Annotated in this window: 15 protein-coding genes; 4 read left to right on the top strand and 11 right to left on the bottom strand. The window is 52.7% G+C overall.

The window, feature by feature from the left end; all coding sequences use genetic code 11:
• Positions 1–421: 421 nt before the first annotated feature.
• Positions 422–2,437 (bottom strand): AsmA family protein, encoded by a 2,016-nt coding sequence (locus IEV29_RS09310; protein ID WP_188380909.1) that lies wholly within the window; start codon positions 2,435–2,437, stop codon positions 422–424.
• Positions 2,438–2,677: 240 nt separating this feature from the next.
• A complete protein-coding gene (locus tag IEV29_RS09305; protein ID WP_188380908.1) occupies positions 2,678–3,637 on the bottom strand; it encodes a LysR family transcriptional regulator in 960 nt (319 codons plus the stop codon).
• 151 nt (positions 3,638–3,788) lie between these two features.
• Between IEV29_RS09305 and IEV29_RS09300 the strand changes: the two genes are divergently transcribed.
• Entirely contained in the window at positions 3,789–4,067 is a 279-nt protein-coding gene (locus tag IEV29_RS09300; RefSeq protein ID WP_188380907.1) for a hypothetical protein, read from the top strand.
• 351 nt (positions 4,068–4,418) lie between these two features.
• The gene (locus IEV29_RS09295) at positions 4,419–4,601 is read left to right on the top strand and encodes a hypothetical protein (protein ID WP_188381153.1); all 183 of its coding nucleotides are present in this window, start codon (positions 4,419–4,421) and stop codon (positions 4,599–4,601) included.
• Positions 4,602–4,726: 125 nt separating this feature from the next.
• Here the strand turns inward: IEV29_RS09295 and IEV29_RS09290 are convergent, their stop codons facing one another.
• From IEV29_RS09290 to IEV29_RS09270, 5 genes are read right to left on the bottom strand one after another with little or no spacing between them, the layout of a single operon-like run.
• A complete protein-coding gene (locus tag IEV29_RS09290) occupies positions 4,727–4,954 on the bottom strand; it encodes a formate dehydrogenase subunit delta (RefSeq protein WP_188380906.1) in 228 nt (75 codons plus the stop codon).
• A gap of 32 nt (positions 4,955–4,986) precedes the next feature.
• Positions 4,987–5,811, bottom strand: a complete 825-nt coding sequence (gene fdhD / locus IEV29_RS09285) for a formate dehydrogenase accessory sulfurtransferase FdhD (RefSeq protein ID WP_188380905.1) — start codon at positions 5,809–5,811, stop codon at positions 4,987–4,989.
• Between the two features lie 17 nt (positions 5,812–5,828).
• A complete protein-coding gene (gene fdhF / locus IEV29_RS09280) occupies positions 5,829–8,696 on the bottom strand; it encodes a formate dehydrogenase subunit alpha (RefSeq protein ID WP_188380904.1) in 2,868 nt (955 codons plus the stop codon).
• Between the two features lie 19 nt (positions 8,697–8,715).
• Complete coding sequence (locus IEV29_RS09275; protein ID WP_188380903.1) at positions 8,716–10,269, bottom strand: formate dehydrogenase beta subunit; 1,554 nt, start codon at positions 10,267–10,269, stop codon at positions 8,716–8,718.
• Positions 10,266–10,742: a formate dehydrogenase subunit gamma gene (locus IEV29_RS09270; RefSeq protein ID WP_188380902.1), complete on the bottom strand. Its 477-nt coding sequence runs from the start codon at positions 10,740–10,742 to the stop codon at positions 10,266–10,268. Before IEV29_RS09270 ends, IEV29_RS09275 begins: the two co-directional genes overlap by 4 nt.
• A 312-nt stretch (positions 10,743–11,054) precedes the next feature.
• Here IEV29_RS09270 and IEV29_RS09265 point away from each other — a divergent pair, with 312 nt between their 5' ends.
• The gene (locus tag IEV29_RS09265; RefSeq protein ID WP_188380901.1) at positions 11,055–12,137 is read left to right on the top strand and encodes a substrate-binding domain-containing protein; all 1,083 of its coding nucleotides are present in this window, start codon (positions 11,055–11,057) and stop codon (positions 12,135–12,137) included.
• 12 nt (positions 12,138–12,149) lie between these two features.
• Here IEV29_RS09265 and modC read toward each other — a convergent pair whose 3' ends face one another.
• Genes modC through IEV29_RS09245 form a run of 4 tightly spaced genes read right to left on the bottom strand, consistent with a single transcriptional unit; the run spans position 12,150 to position 15,514 of the window.
• Complete coding sequence (gene modC / locus IEV29_RS09260) at positions 12,150–13,238, bottom strand: molybdenum ABC transporter ATP-binding protein (RefSeq protein WP_188380900.1); 1,089 nt, start codon at positions 13,236–13,238, stop codon at positions 12,150–12,152.
• On the bottom strand, positions 13,235–13,909 hold the full coding sequence (modB, locus tag IEV29_RS09255) for a molybdate ABC transporter permease subunit (protein WP_188380899.1): 675 nt from the start codon (positions 13,907–13,909) through the stop codon (positions 13,235–13,237). The genes modC and modB overlap by 4 nt, the downstream gene beginning before the upstream one ends.
• Positions 13,910–13,931: 22 nt before the next feature.
• Positions 13,932–14,687, bottom strand: coding sequence for a molybdate ABC transporter substrate-binding protein (gene modA / locus IEV29_RS09250; RefSeq protein WP_188380898.1), 756 nt, complete (start codon positions 14,685–14,687; stop codon positions 13,932–13,934).
• Between the two features lie 32 nt (positions 14,688–14,719).
• On the bottom strand, positions 14,720–15,514 hold the full coding sequence (locus IEV29_RS09245) for a TOBE domain-containing protein (protein ID WP_188380897.1): 795 nt from the start codon (positions 15,512–15,514) through the stop codon (positions 14,720–14,722).
• Positions 15,515–15,793: 279 nt separating this feature from the next.
• Between IEV29_RS09245 and IEV29_RS09240 the strand changes: the two genes are divergently transcribed.
• Complete coding sequence (locus IEV29_RS09240; RefSeq protein WP_188380896.1) at positions 15,794–16,732, top strand: LysR family transcriptional regulator; 939 nt, start codon at positions 15,794–15,796, stop codon at positions 16,730–16,732.
• Positions 16,733–16,788 lie beyond the last annotated feature (56 nt).

The raw sequence follows: 16,788 nt of genomic DNA, 5'->3' as shown, positions 1-16,788 counted from the left end.
AAAGGATATCAAGGTTATCACGGTGCCTTGTTTTCGCCATCTGCATTCAGTGCGTCGAACCTGTGGATAACCTTCTGTAAAAAGCGGGGATAGCTTGTGAATACTCATTGGGAAAAGCCGGATCAAAAATTTATGCAGAAACTATCCCTCGCTCATACACGGCTTGTTCAGGTATTTATAAATACGGTAAATGATTGATTTCTATGAGGTTAACTCGCTTATCCACAGAAATATGCCTACGTTAACTACTACTACTATTCATATATACAAACAAAAAAATTAAAAACCAACATCACAGAAGTCACGTACTGACGTACGAAAAACCCGTTTCTTTCTTCGAAAAAGACTGAATGAAAAAATTGAATGACAGTTGAAATAAAAAACCGGCTACAAGAGCCGGCTTAATGAGTTATCAGATTTCTTATTTGGAAGATTTCGCCTTCTTCCCTGGTGGTGGTGCAACAGGCTTTTCCTTTGCCTGCTTCAACAGTACAGCGCACTGACTTTCTTCTTCACTGCCAACACTAATTAATGGCAACAAAGCCGTGATCGGTGCCACGACACCTAGCGCAACCGCACCACCAGCCTTCAACGCGAGCACACCTTTATCGACCCCAACACCAGGGTTTTTAAAGGTACCGTTGACATACAAAGGTGCACGCAAGGACACGATACGCAGCCCTTTACTGACTGGCCGAATGGTCAAATTCAATTGTTCTGTCGCGAGATTGATGTCTCCTGTTACATACATCACTGCATCTTGCGTATCAACAATCAGGGTTCTGGTCTTGACCAACCCGTTTTCAACCGCCAGATCCGTTGCCATGCAGTTCAATTGAACCTGCTTGTCGCCAAACAGGGTGGAAAGAACAATATTCCCTACATTCAGACCGATTTGCTCGAGCAGCAGTTTGCTGATCGTGCCGTCATTGATCAATGCCTTGATTTCGCCATTAGAGCCGGCTAGAAACGACGCAATGGAGTCACCGGTAGCTGAGAGCGAGGTATCCGCATTGACTTCACCAAAGCTTGCCTGCATGGGTTGGAAGGTTGGAAACAATTGCTTCAGTTTCAGACCACGTGCCGATACTTTCGCTTCCGCCTTGATGGTCGGATTGCTGCCGTCCATTTTGATATTGGATGTCAATGTGCCACCAGCCATCCCAAACTTGAGAGGCATCAGTGTCACGACACTGTCTTGCAATTTGAGATGTGTGCTCAGATTATCAATCGGGAGTGCTTCGTCCTTAATAATCTTGCGACCGGTAATTTGAACATCCGCGTCGATACTATTCCAGCGATCGGTCGTAAATTTCTCAACCGGCAATATCTTGTCGCCTGGTTGGGTGGTGCTTACCCCGCGCTCGCGCTTGCTTTCGTTGGAATCGGCACCGATGATCGGACCAAGATCCGCGAAGTTCAGAAGATTGGAAACAACCGTGCCTGACAATAATGGGCGTGGCTGCTTGCCTTCATACGTCAGTGAGCCGCCGATGTCGCTACTGCCCATTTTTCCCTTGAAGTTCTCGTAAGTCCATTTGCCACCCAACTCGTTGGTCGTGCCGATCAATCTGCCTTCTGTTGAATACTCAGGTGTCTTTGGCAACGTTATACCGGTCAAGGGATACAGATCAGCCATGCTGGGACCGGACAACTTCAATCGCATATCAACAGCAGCAAGCTCTTGTGGTTTGGTTACGGTACCGCTCACGGCAATCGACGTCTTGCCAACATTCAGGCTAGCCTGAATAGGAAATGGCTTTTCCACATTCTTCAGCGCCAGCAGCTCACCGACTTTGCCATCACCACTGATACGGGCTCCGTTAAACGAGCCAGAAAGTTTCCAGCCAATCACGTAACGATCATTCTTATCGGGATCAAGCGTATCGATATTCGCCTTGGCATTGATATTCTTGATCTCGTCCTTTAAAGCGATTTCGCCCTTGTAAAACAGCAGGCGCTGCAAATCCAGTGTCCACTCGGAAGGACCGTCATCGCTCTCCTTGAAAGTCCAGTTGTTTCGCCCATCTTTCAATCGCTCAAGAACGACTTTTGGATCGTCCAGTTGCAGGGACGGAATGACGATATTTTTTGCGAGCAAAGGAAAGGGATTAACAGAGAAAACGATGTGCCCCACTTCGGCCATGTTTTCTTTTTGCTTGGACCACTCCGGCTGACCCATGACGACGTCTCGTGCACTCAAGCGAGGAACAGGAACCCAGTCACGCCAGGTGTTCGTCTGCAACATGCCGCGCTGCCAGGTCAGTGACAGATCACCATTGATCGCAAAAGGCCTGCCGGTCGCTTCACTGACCTTGTTATTGATCCACGGTTTCGCCCGGTTCCAGTCAAACGTGATCAGCAGTATCAGCAAGAGAACAATCAGCGTGAACAGGCTGATTCCGCTCCACATTGTTATTTTTTTTGCGCGTGACATGGCCATCTCTCTTTTCTGTTTTTTGCGAGTGGGAATCAATAGGACTCGCCGTTTTCAAAGCGAGTTCCTCTTAGAAAGAGCCGCCTTGCAATGTTTCAGAAAAGAGGGAGAAAAGCTGTCAGACAAATAGCAGAGGCTGAATTGCAACTGTAAGAAAATAGTGCATTCAGAGAACGCGGAAAGGTAATGAGCTATTCGACCAAAAAAATCCCGCTAACGCGGGATTCTCAACGGTACAGATTATTTTGGTTTGACGGTTTTGCTAATGCCCTCGTGCGTGCTCAGACTGAGTTGTTCGCGCAGCCATTTATGCGCCGGATTACGTGCATCGCGCTCATGCCATAACATATCAACATTCACCTCAGGCAAGACAAAAGGAAGCTTTTTGGCAATCAGCGATTGTTCCATGCCAGTCGCCGCAATCAAGTGGTGGGGTAGCACTGTAATCAGATCCGAACTGGCGACCACTTTGCCTGCGGTAAAGAACTGATTCACGGTCAGCAGGATGCGTCGTTCACGGCCAAGTTCATTCAAAGCATCATCCATCAGACCTTTTGCCCGACCTGAAAAACTGACGAGCAGATGATGGGCTTCGCAATACGTGTCCAGCGTCAATTCACCTTTAGCCAAGGGATGATTCTTGCGCATCACGCAAACATATTCACCCGTGTACAGACGTTCATGACGAATTTGCGAAACCGCCGTGTTTTGTCCGCTTGCGAGTTGTGCCGCCACACCTGGAAAGAAACCGATCGCCAGATCGATGTCACCCCGTAACAGCATAGGGCGAGGTTCACGTGTGGTCAGCGGCACCATACGCACGTTCAGGCCCGGCGCATCCCGCTCGATCGCTCGTACCAGAAAGGGCAGCCACAACGCAGCCGTGGCATCCGCCATTGCCATGCGAAACGTCGTATTTGCCCGGGAAACATCAAACGTGTCTGGGGTGACTGCAGCTTCGAGATCCGACAGTGCGCGACGCACAATCGGCCAAAGCTCGACAGCGCGTGACGTTGGTTTGACACCATGTGCCGTGCGGATGACCAATTCATCACCGAGTGTGTCGCGCAATCGCCGCAACGCATTGGACACCGCAGGTTGTGTCATTGCGAGCAAATTTGCTGCGCGCGTCAGATTCTGTTCCGTCATGACTGCATCAAAGACGCGCAGCAGGTTCAGATCCAGTGTCAAAAAACTCATTTATTCAAACCTTAAGAAGGCAAAAAAAGCGGGATTTCGTCATTCATATCATTTATGACAGCTATCCCAAATTGGAATTAGATTTATATCTCTAGTGTACCTATACTGGACTTCATCAACAAACCAAATAGCGTGATTTCAAGGAAGCATCATGTTTAAGTCGTCGATTCAAACTTCTTCTCCGTCCGCATTTACCCTGTATCGCAAGGCAAATCAGGTAGCGCAATCCCGTCCTGAGTTGGCTGCCGAATTGCGTCTACTCGCTGCGTACGGGAAAAAGAAACAGGATAAAAAGCCGCAAGGTGGTAGCAAGGCGCGTTCCACGTCCGCTGCGCAGCAGCGTGCAATGCCGAAACCGGTATTTGCTGCAGAAGTCCGTGTTCCCAGAATTTTCTGTTCGCTGTTCGATAATAAACCGGCATTGGCCTGATCTAGATTAAGGCATAAGCCGCAAAAGTAGTCGCGTGGCTATAGAACGTGATCAAGATAATGGCGGTTAACTAATTTGCAAGCCTGACAACGAAATGAATTTGTAGTGATGAGGTAATTGCCTCTCCTAAACCGTGTCTCCTCCTCCCTCTCAAGGAAGGTTCAAGCCCCAGCGTGCCGACTGCCGCGGGGCTTTTTTTTATTTGTTGTGTTTGGAGCCGATTTTCTCGCTATTTAACGTGATTACCGGACAAGATGCTTGTTTGGGTGCAAAATAGGATCGTGTAGCTTGCTACATGGCACTTCATCCTGTTGTTTTGCCGAGAAGTCGTTATTGATAGGAGTCAAGCACTTGGGTCGCATTATCAAGAACAACTATGCCAATGGCGCCTTGCTGAAAGATCTGATGACCGTCCCGCCGATGACGGCCGAGCAGCACGCGGAAATTATGCGTAAGCGGATTGCACATCGACGCATGGTCGAAGAAGCCAAAGAAATGAAAACGGTGAGTGAAGATCGTTTTGAAGAAGAATAGGCGCGGTAAATCCGCGCCTTTTTATTTCCGACTACGCAGCTCCAATAGGTGAGCAGGAGCTTTTTACAGACGTAAAAAAACCGCATGCTTGCGGCAATGCGGTTTTCTTTGAGTGTATCAGCTGATCAGATCAGTTTGCGTGAACGCACTGCTTCCAGTGCAAACTCACTCAGGCCTTCGCCGTTATGTTCTTCGATATGCGCAAGCAGGGCCCGGCGCATACGTGGATCCCACGAGCGTTTCAGATGACCGATAAATTCATCGATCGACTGATTACGATCACGCATTGCCACAAAAAAGTCGCCAATCTGATTGGCCATCTTGATCAGCGTATCAATGTTATTGCCGCTCATTCCTCTATTCCTTCAGTATAGGTAACTACTATTCAATTATCGTGTTTCAGCCGATGAGGCTTCGCATATACGACGTGGCTGTGATCCCGTACAAATCCGACCAGCGTCACATTGGTATCGTTTGCCATCTTGATGGCAAGACTGGTTGGCGCCGAAATGGCGGCAATCATGCCAATACCCATGGTGGCTGACTTCTGTACCATTTCGTAACTGGCTCGGCTGGTGATTAAAACCGCACCGGCAGAGAAATCCAGTCGTTTGCTCGCCATTGCACCAATCAGCTTATCCAGTGCATTGTGACGACCAACGTCTTCTCGTACCAGAACAACATTGCCACTCAAATCCATCCAGGCTGCAGCGTGTGTCGCGCCCGTGTACTTCTGGAGGCGTTGCTGGGCTCGCATTGCTCGCATGCCGGCGTGAATCTGCGCAGCACTGAACATCGCATTACCCTGCGCAGCTTCAGGATGGCGAATTGCCTGTTCCAGGGTCTCAGCACCGCAAAGTCCACAACCAGTGCGACCGGTCAGATTGCGACGCTTGTCCTTCAATGCCACAAAACGTTCTGTGGCAACTTCCAACTGCACCTGAATGCCGTCACAGCCTGGAACGACTTCACAGTCATACAACTCGGACTTGCTCTGCAAGATACCTTCGCTGAGCGAAAAGCCCAACGCAAAATCTTCCAGATCGTATGGCGAGGCCATCATCACTGCGTGTGAAATGCCGTTGTACTCCAAAGCGACAGGCACTTCTTCAGCAACATCGTCTTCGCAGACAATGTGCTGATCCGCATCCCATTTTTCTACCGGGACGCGGACCAGTGCACTGCGTTCATCGTCGGTAACAGCATTCATCACGCAGTCAACTTACCTTACTTCGTCGCAGCTGCTTCGCGAGGAACCATCTCGGTGGTTGCGAAACGCTCTTGCTGCGTATTGAAGCGGTTGTAGGTACGTTGCCATTCCGAAGGCTGATCCACTGGCGTGATCTGCACGGCCGTCACTTTGTACTCTGGGCAGTTGGTTGCCCAGTCGGACGAGTTGGTCGTGATCACGTTTGCACCCGATTCAGGGAAGTGGAACGTGGTGTACACGACGCCTGGCTGGATACGCTCAGTGATATCAGCGCGCAGAACGGTTTCACCAGCGGACGACTTGATGCCAACCCAGTCGTTCTGCTTGATGCCTTTTTCTGCTGCATCGTCCGGATGGATCTCGAGACGATCTTCGCTGTGCCACATGTTGTTGAAGGTACGACGGGTTTGTGCGCCAACGTTGTACTGCGACAGGATACGACCCGTGGTGAGGATGAACGGGAATTCCTTGCTTGGACGTTCGCCACTGCCGTAGAACTTGGTGTTGATGAAGCGACCTTTGCCACGTACGAATGCATCGATGTGCATGGTTGGCGTGCCTTCTGGTGCTTCGTCGTTGCATGGCCACTGGATGCTGCCACCGAGTTCATCGATGCGCTTGAAGCTCACACCGGTGAAGGTTGGGGTCAATGCAGCGATTTCGTCCATGATTTCACGTGGATGCTTGTAGTTCATTGGGTAACCCAATGCGTTCGACAGCATCTGCGTGACTTCCCAGTCAGCGTAACCAGCTTTAGGCGGCATCACTTTGCGAACGCGCGAGATACGACGTTCAGCATTGGTGAAGGTACCGTCTTTTTCCAGGAACGATGCACCCGGCAGGAAGACGTGCGCGTACTTGGCGGTTTCGTTCAGGAAGATGTCTTGAACGATGACGCACTCCATTGCTTCGAGAGCAGCGGTAACGTGTTGCGTGTTTGGATCGGACTGAACAACGTCCTCACCTTCGCAGTACAGACCCAGGAAGGTGCCTTCCAGCGCAGCGTCAAACATGTTTGGAATACGCAGACCTGGCTCGGATTCCAGTTTGCAGTTCCAGACAGCTTCGAATTCGGCGCGAGCGACGGAATCCGAAACGTGACGGTAGCCTGGCAGTTCGTGTGGGAACGAGCCCATATCGCACGAACCTTGTACGTTGTTCTGACCGCGCAGTGGGTTCACGCCCACGCCTTCGCGGCCCACGTTGCCGGTTGCCATCGCCAGGTTGGCGATACCGATAACGGTGGTCGAACCTTGTGCGTGTTCGGTCACGCCGAGACCGTAGTAGATCGCCGAGTTGTTGGCCGTTGCAAACATGCGGGCAGCGCCACGGATGTCGGCAGCAGGCACGCCGGTGAATGGCTCCAGCGCTTCTGGCGAGTTTTCTTCCAGCGCAACGAATTCTGCCCACTCTTCAAACGACGCAACTTCGCAACGTTCCTTGATGAAGTCTGGCTTGTGCAGATTTTCGGTGATGATCACGTGTGCCAGCGCGTTGACGATTGCCACGTTTGCACCTGGTTTCAGTTTCAGGTGATAGTCAGCCTGGATGTGTGGCGACTTGACCATTTCGGTCGTACGTGGATCAACAACGATCAGTTTTGCGCCCTGGCGCAGACGGCGTTTCATGATCGAAGCGAACACTGGGTGACCAGCGGCCGGGTTGGCGCCGATGATCAGGATACAGTCGGACTTCATGACCGAGTCAAACGTCTGTGTACCAGCCGATTCACCCATCGTCACTTTCAGGCCGTAACCCGTTGGCGAGTGGCAAACACGTGCGCAGGTATCAACGTTGTTGTTACCGAATGCAGCACGAACCAGCTTCTGAACCAGATAGCCTTCTTCGTTGGTGCAGCGCGACGAAACCAGGCCACCAACCGAATCCTTGCCGTATTTAGCCTGGATACGCTTGATTTCCGAAGCAGCGTAGTTGATCGCTTCTTCCCACGAGACTTCTTTCCATGGATCCGTGATTTTGCTGCGGATCATCGGCTTGAGCATACGATCCTTGTGGGTTGCATAGCCCCATGCGAAACGACCCTTAACGCAGGCGTGACCGTGATTTGCACCACCGTTTTCGTTAGGAACCATACGGACGACTTCGTTACCCTTCATCTCGGCCTTGAACGAGCAGCCAACACCGCAGTATGCGCAGGTCGTGACTTTGCTGTGTTCGCCCTGGCCCAGCATGATGACGGTTTTTTCGGTCAGGGTTGCGGTTGGGCATGCGTCAACGCAGGCACCGCAGGAAACGCATTCCGAATCGATGAAGTCTTCCATCTGACCGGCAGAAACGCGGGATTCAAAACCGCGGCTGTCGATCGTCAGCGCAAACGTACCTTGTGTTTCTTCGCAGGCACGGACGCAACGGTTACAGACGATACATTTCGATGCATCGTAGGTGAAGTACGGATTGGACTCGTCTTTTTCCAAACGCAGATGGTTGTTGCCATCGTAGCCGTAACGCACTTCGCGCAGGCCGACGACGCCAGCCATGTCTTGCAGTTCGCAATTGCCGTTGGTTGGGCAGGTCAGGCAGTCCAGCGGGTGATCCGAAATGTACAGTTCCATGACGCCACGGCGGATATCTGCCAGTTTTGGTGTCTGGGTTTTGACTTTCATGCCAGGATCGACCGGCGTCGTGCAAGAAGCCGGATAGCCGCGACGGCCTTCGATTTCAACCAGGCACAGACGGCAGGAGCCGAAGGCTTCCAGGCTGTCGGTTGCGCACAGTTTAGGAACATTGATGCCGAATTCGGCAGCTGCACGCATGACGGATGTGCCACGTGGCACGGTAACGGTCACACCATCGATTTCCAGCGTAACCAAATCGGTGGAGTCGCTTTTTGGCGTACCGTAGTCAATTCCATTGAGTAAGTTCATGTTTCTCTCCAGTCTCTGCTTAAGCTGCAGTTGCCAGCGGTTGATCGCCAAAATCTTCCGGGAAGTGATTCAGAGCAGACAACACCGGAACTGGTGTCATGCTGCCCATTGCACACAGGGACCCGTTGACCATCACATCACACAAATCACGCAGGATGCGGATTTGTTGCGGGCGACTCTGGTTAGCGATGATCTTGTCCATTACTTCTTGTCCACGCGTCGAACCGATACGGCATGGCGTACATTTGCCGCATGATTCAGCTACGCAGAAATGCATGGCGTAGCGCGCTTGTTTTGCCATATCGACGGTGTCGTCAAATGCGACCAGACCACCGTGACCGACGGTCGAATCGACCGCAGCAAAAGCTTCGTAGTCGAATGGCGTATCGAACAGCGATTCTGGCATGTATGCACCCAGCGGGCCGCCAACCTGTACAGCACGGATTGGACGACCGGATTCGGAACCACCACCAAAATCGTACAGCAATTCACGCAGCGTAACACCAAATGCCTTTTCTACCAGGCCGCCGTATTTAACGTTGCCGGCGATTTGCATAGGCAGGGTGCCACGCGAACGGCCCATTCCGTAGTTTTTGTAGAACTCACCACCGCGGGCCAGAATCAATGGTACCGCAGACAGCGAAATGACGTTGTTGATGACCGTTGGCTTGCCAAACAGACCAACCAGCGCTGGCAGCGGTGGTTTCGCACGAACCATGCCGCGCTTGCCTTCGATCGATTCCAGCATCGCCGTTTCTTCGCCGCAGACGTAAGCACCAGCTGCCTTGCGTACTTGCAGGTTGAACGTGAATTTGGAGCCGAGAATGTTTTCGCCCAGATAACCAGCGGCTTTTGCGTTGTCGATGGCTTCGTTCAGGTTGGCGATCGAGTGCGGATATTCCGAACGCACATAGATGTAACCTTCGGTTGCGCCAACAGCGATACCAGCAATCGTCATGCCTTCGATCAGCATGAATGGATCATCTTCCATGACCATGCGGTCGGAGAAGGTGCCCGAATCGCCTTCGTCAGCGTTACAGGCGATGTACTTCTGGTCAGCTTGTGCGCCCAGAACGGTTTTCCATTTGATGCCGGTTGGGAAGGCTGCACCACCGCGACCACGCAGGCCGGAATCGGTCACTTCCTGCACGATGGCAGCCGGTTCCATGGTGATGGCTTTCTTCAGGCCAACATAGCCTTCGTGTGCCAGATAATCTTCCAGCGAAACCGGATCGGTCACACCGACGCGCACGAATTGCAGGCGTTCCTGCTTTTTCAGGTAAGGGATTTCTTCGACCAGGCCCAGAGCCTTGTCGTGCTTACCGCCATTCAGGAAGTCTGCATCAAACAGTGCGGCAACTTCATCAGCCTCGATCGGGCCAAAGCCGATACGGCCGGCATCGGTCGCGACTTCGACCAGTGGCTCGAGCCAGAACATGCCGCGCGAACCATTACGCACGAGCTTGATATCGATGCCGCGTGCCTTGGCTTCCTTGGCGATGGCTTCAGCCGTCTCGTTGGCGCCGAGCGCCAGCGCGGTCGAATCGCGTGGAACAAATACGGTAAAGGTCATTGGACACCTCGCTTGGCCTGGATCAGGCGATTGAATTTTTCCTTGGAAACGCGTGCGTACAGATCGTCATCGATCTGGATCGCAGGACCGCTGGCGCATTGGCCGAGGCAGTACACGGTTTCCAACGAGAAGTTGTTGTCATCGGTCGTGCCGTGGAAATCGCAACCCAGCAGTTCTTTGGCGTGGGAGGCCAGCTCTTCACAACCACGTGCCTGGCAAGCTTCGGCGCGGCAGATCTGCACAACGTGCTTGCCTGCTGGATGTTGGCGGAAGAAGTGGTAATAGGTAATCACGCCGTGTACTTCTGCGCGCGAGACGTTGATGCTTTCTGCAATGACAGGAACAACGCTCGGCGGAATGTAGCCGATGACGTTTTGAATGTCGTGCAGAATCGGCAGCAAGGCGCCAGGCATCGACTTGCGTTTAGCCAGAATACCTTCGATTGCTGCCATATCAAATGTTTGGGTGCTCATACTCACACTCCTCCTTGCGACACAAATGGCTTTGCTGCCTGCCATACGGTCGTGATATCCAACGAGACCATACTGTTTCCTTGTAAAATTTCTTGTCTATATGCTGTTTAGAGCATATAGTTTTGCTGGGGGTATACCTTGCAACACGCGAAAGGTATCACTGCCAGTATGGGAATTCAATATGCTTTTTCGTTCACAAGGGTAAACTCGGCGTAAACGCCACAATTCGCCAATTCAATATGCTTTCTTATGCATATGTAACTGGTTTTCATTCTTGTTTACACAGCCTGTTTACACTGGAAATTCCTCATCATGTTCAAGGTCATCATCAATCCCCACTGGGAGGTGACGCACGATGCCAATGACACGGTCGATACGGCAATCCTCCTTCAATTACTGACGGCGATTCAGCGCACGGGTTCCATTTCCAATGCGGCGCGTTCCGTCGGTCTTTCCTACCGGTATGCCTGGGGCATGTTGCGTAACGTCGAGCAACTTTTTGATACTGCCCTATTGAATACCGATCGCGGACGCGGTACGACATTGACGCCGTTGGCGGAAAAGCTGATCTGGGCCGACCGACGTATCCGGGCCCGCTTGTCGCCCATGCTGGAAAGTCTGGCGTCCGAACTGGAAAACGAAATCGGCAAAACGGTGGTCGGTAAAACGCATCTATTAAGACTGGATGCCAGCCACGGGTTTGCGGTGGATGCATTGCTCAAGCAACTGACGGAAGCCGGTTTGCCGGTCGATCTGCGTTATCGCAACAGTACCGATGCGGTTGCTGCCCTGTCACGTCGCGAATGTGATCTGGCTGGTTTCCACGTGCCGCTTGGCGAGTTTGAAGCCAAGGCTGTCGAGCGCTACACGCAATGGCTGACGCAACGTGAACATTGTCTCGTGCATCTGGCCGTTCGGACGCAAGGTCTGTTTGTCTTGCCGGGCAATCCGAAACAGATCAGTGGCTTGCAGGATCTGAAACGCGAAGGGGTGCGATTCGTCAACCGGCAGGTCGGTTCGGGCACGCGCATGCTCCTGGAGCTGATGCTGGCAGGTGCCAATATTTCACCAAACGAAATTGAAGGCTATCCGAGCAACGAGTTCACGCACTCAGCCGTCGCCGCCTACATCGCCAGTGGCATGGCAGACGTTGGTGTTGGTGTGCAGACGGCGGCAGATCGCTTCAATCTGGATTTCATCCCGCTGGTCAAGGAGCGCTACTTCATGGCTTTGCCGATTGCGATGATGGACGACCCGTTGATCAAGCTGGTCATCACGGTGGTGCAGTCCGACAGCTTCAAACAGGCCATTGATGATCTTGCCGGTTACGACTCCAGTGATACCGGCAAGATCTTGCTGCTGTCCGAAGCCTTTGGACTGAAGGCAGGCAACTGACGTCACTTGCCGTTACTTCAGAATCGCCACGCCTTTGATCTGTGCATACACCCGACAACCTTGCACCAAGTGCATGTTAGCGGCCGACTTGCGTGTGATGCGGGATAACAGGCGTGTGCCATTGGCATCCAATCCGACCATGACTTGCCCACCTGATTCATCCGACAGTTCTTGAACGACTGCAGGAATGACGTTCAGCACACTGGAGTTTTCGTGCGGGGTTAATGCAAGACTGACATCGCGTGCCTGAATACGAATGCGGACCTGCTGACCAATGCGTGCAGTCTGTCGGGGTAACAACAAACTGCCGCCGGAAAATTCCGAACGCGTCAGATGAAACTCCTCATCCTGCTCCACTACCGTTGCTGTGACCAGTGCACTTGCGGCGTCGCCATGTGCCACACGCAGATCCAGTCTTGTCAGCAAATCGGCGGTTGCACCGCTGGCGATGACCTTGCCGTTCTCCAGCAAAATCAAATGGTCAGCCAGTCGCGCGACTTCATCGGGAGAGTGACTGACATAGATCACCGGAATGTCGAGTTCATCATGCAAGCGCTGCAGGTAAGGCATGATCTCTTCCTTGCGCTGGGGATCAAGCGCGGCAAGCGGTTCATCCATCAGCAGAATGCGCGGACTGGTTGCGAGCGCACGTGCAATCGCAACACGCTGGCGCTCACCACCGGACAGACGATCCGGCTTGCGATCCATGAGATGGCCGATGGCCAGCAACTCAACAGCCTGATCGAGTGAGACGCGACGTTCCGCTTCCGGCACGCGATGCATGCCGAACTCAAGATTACGTTTGACGTTCAGATGTGCAAACAGACTTGCTTCCTGAAACACATAACCAAGCGGCCGTTTGTACGTCGGCAAAAAGATGCCTTGCGCATCGTCTTGCCAGACCTGATCCTTGATCGAAAGATACGTCCCTTTGAAACGTTCGATGCCCGTCAATGCGCGCAGGATTGTCGTCTTGCCGGAGCCGGAAGGGCCGAACAAGGCGGTGACACCACGACCGGGAATCGTCAAATCAACATTTAGTGAGAATGCGCCGTAGTTGATATCGAACCTGGCGCGAATGTCGTTGTGCTGATCGCTCACTTGCGCCTCCCGGTTGGATTCAACCAATACAAGGTCATCAGGATGACAAGCGAGAAAATTACCATCGTTGCCGCAAGCGAATGTGCCTGTGCGTATTCCAGCGCTTCGACATGATCGTAAATCTGAACCGAGATCGTGCGTGTCTCGTTCGGAATATTCCCGCCGATCATGAGAATCACACCAAACTCGCCGACGGTATGTGCAAAGCCGATGACGCAGGCTGTCAGATAGCCGGGCTTGGCCAATGGCAGCGTCACATTAAAAAAAGTATCCCAAGGCGAAGCGCGTAAGGTCGCAGCGACTTCCAGCGGACGATCGCCCGTCGCTTCAAATGCATTCTGAATCGGTTGCACGACAAACGGCATTGAATAAAAAACAGAACCAACCACCAGTCCGGTAAAGCTGAACGGAAGCGTGCCGAGACCAAGCGATTGCGTCAACTGACCAATAGGGCCGTTAGGTCCTAGCGTGACGAGGAGATAAAAACCGATCACGGTTGGGGGAAGAACGATGGGCAGTGCGACGAGAGCTCCGATCGGGCCCTTGAGCCACGATCGGGTACGCGCCAGCCACCACGCGATCGGTGTACCGATCACTAACAGAATCAGTGTGGTGAGACTGGCGAGCTTGAAAGTAAGAACAATCGCACCGATGCTTTCATCGGTGAACATCTGGGACCTCTTTGCTGGCTGATTAAACGTCGTAACCGTAAGTGCGGATCAAGGCCTTGACAGGTTCCGATTTCAGATACTTGGCGAATTCGGCAGCCGCCTTGTTGTCCTTGCCTTTGTTCAGAATCACAGCGTCCTGACGAATCGGGTTGTGCAGATTGGCTGGAACCAACCATGCCGAACCGCTCTTCAGCTTGTTGTCCTCAAACACCTGCGACAGCGCGACAAAGCCGAGCTGTGCATTGCCGGTGCTTATGAAGGTAAAGGTCTGGCCAATGCTTTCACCCACAACGAATTTTGGTGCTAGCGTGTCGTACAGGCCCAGCTTCTTCATGGTTTCTTCCGCTGCCAGGCCGTACGGTGCCAGCTTGGGTTGTGCCAGTGCGATTTTGGAGAACGCATTTTTCTTCAGCACGTCGCCCTTGTCATCCACATAGCCTTCCTGCGCTGACCACAGCACCAGCTTGCCGGTAGCGTAGGTGAAACGCGAGCCGGCAACGATGCCATTTTCCTTTTCCAGTTTTGCAGGGGTTTCGTCATCGGCAGCCAGGAACACATCGAACGGTGCGCCGTTCTGGATCTGTGCGTAGAACTTGCCGGTCGAGCCGAACGATGCCGCGACCTTGTGGCCGGTTTCCTTTTCGAAGTTCGCCGCGATGACTTTCATTGGCGCCGTGAAGTTGGCAGCAACGGCAACCTGTACTTCTTCTGCCGAAGCGGAAGCAGCAAAACCGAGGGCCATGAGGCCGATGAGCAAAGACTTGGAAAAAGTTTTCATGGTGAGCTAAAAAAGAAGCGAGTTAAAAAACCTTATGAAGGCACAGCAAGGATGACGTGCGATGCCTTGATCATGGCAGTTGCCTTGCCGCCGACTTTAAGACCGAGTGTCTTGACACTGTCATTCGTGATGATGGCCGCAATCGTTTTGCCACCGGGCAGTTCGATCACGACTTCTGCATTGACCGCGCCCTCCTGACAGCGCGCGATGGTGCCGGTCAGGCTATTGCGTGCGCTGGTCTTGAAATCAGTGTCAACGGTCAAGATGATCCATTGCGCTTTGATCAGCGCGTAAGCTTCACTGCCGATTTCCAAACCAAGGTGGTCGGCACTGTCGTTGGTAATAATGGCGGCGAGCTCATTGCCACCGCCGATATCAAGAATGACTTCCGCATTGACTGCCCCTTTCTTGACGTGCTTGATCGTGCCGAGGAACTGGTTACGTGCGCTGGTTTGCATATCAAATCTCCTGCTCAGTGAGTAGTAACGATCAAAGTCATCCATCATGCTGCTGACGGAGGCTGGCACTGCTGCCCACGCTTCTTCCAGCCGGCGATACGTCGCGACAACGCGCCTTCCGTACTCCGTCAACGACGTTCCGCCTCCGCTGCTTCCGCCCGGCTGACGAATCACCAGCGGCTCTTGCGACATGTTGTTGACCGACTCGACAGCTTGCCAGGCGGCTTTGTAGCTCATGCCCATGGCCGTTGCTGCGGCGGAAATCGATCCCGAAGAATCGATGCGTTCCAGCAGTTCGAGATGGTCCCAACGCTTACCTCGCGGCTTGGAGAGGCCTTCCATCTTGATGGGTGACGATGCCTTACTCATGACAGTCTCTTTATGTGAATTGACTAAAAAGGCCGTTTGCACACGTCGTAATAGTTGCCATCGGTGGCGCAATCATACACGATATTACTTTAAACGACATATCCAGAACGGAATAACGGTTTGCCATTCTATCCGCGTGCGTTTGATCGGTTGGATCAAAACGGGAAACACCATTGCCATCAGGGGCAATCCAAAGAAAAACGCAATCGGCGAATACCATAGCAACACAGCGTTGTCGTTAGTCGTGTTCCCTTCTGTCACCTCAATACGGGAAGAACCATGTTTGTACGTCAGCTTGATTACCTCGTCACACTCGCGCGGGAGAAGCACTTCGCGCGTGCGGCAGAAGTGTGTTGTGTTTCGCAGCCTGCTCTGTCGGCAGCAGTGCGCAATCTGGAAAATGAACTGGGTGTTGCGATCGTGCAGCGTGGTCAGCGTTTTCAGGGATTCACACCAGAAGGCGAACGCATACTGGATTGGGCGCGCCAGACATTGGCGGCGCTGGAAGGTTTGAAACAGGAGGCCTCGCTCTCGCAAGCCAAGCTCAGCGGCACATTGCGTATCGGTGCGATCCCGACCACGATGCCGATCGTTTCTTTATTAACCGGCGCATGTCGTACCGCGCATCCCGAACTGCGCCAGGCCGTGCTGTCCTTAAGCACGGAAGAAATCATGCGACGTCTTGACGCCTTCGAGCTTGATGTCGGCATGACGTATCTGGAGGATCAACGTCTCAATGGCTTCCATGTGCAACCGCTGTATCAAGAGCGTTACATGTTGCTGGCTCGTGATCGTGCGGCGCTCGATGGCAAGACGGAGATCAGTTGGGAAGAGGCAGCGCAATTGCCGATGTGCTTGTTGATGGCACACATGCAGAATCGCCGTATTGTCGACGCGGGTTTTCGTCAGGCCGAAGTCAAACCGAATGTCGTGACGGAAACGGATTCCACTTTCGCGGTCTATTCCCACGTGCGTCACGCGGGTTTGTTCAGCGTGGTGCCACACAGCTTGCTGTGTCTGTATGAATTACGGGATGACATGGTCGCGATTCCGCTGGTTCCTGAGTTAAGCCGAGGCATTGGCCTTATTTCATTGGCACATGACCCGTGTTCGCCCGTGGTCATTGCGGCGCGAAATATTGCCGCACAGATTGATTTGCAAGCACGCTTTGATGCTTACATAACGGGTAGCTATCAACCCATCACAACAAACGATTAGACCGACTATTGCTTCATTCCTAAGATGAACTCGCTCGCACTGATTCCCAGTGCTTG

Origin of the sequence: Oxalicibacterium faecigallinarum (assembly GCF_014635705.1) — a bacterium.
Taxonomy (GTDB): domain Bacteria; phylum Pseudomonadota; class Gammaproteobacteria; order Burkholderiales; family Burkholderiaceae_D; genus Oxalicibacterium; species Oxalicibacterium faecigallinarum.
The sequence above is the reverse complement of the archived record's forward strand: the minus strand, read 5'-3'. Positions and strand labels throughout refer to the sequence as shown.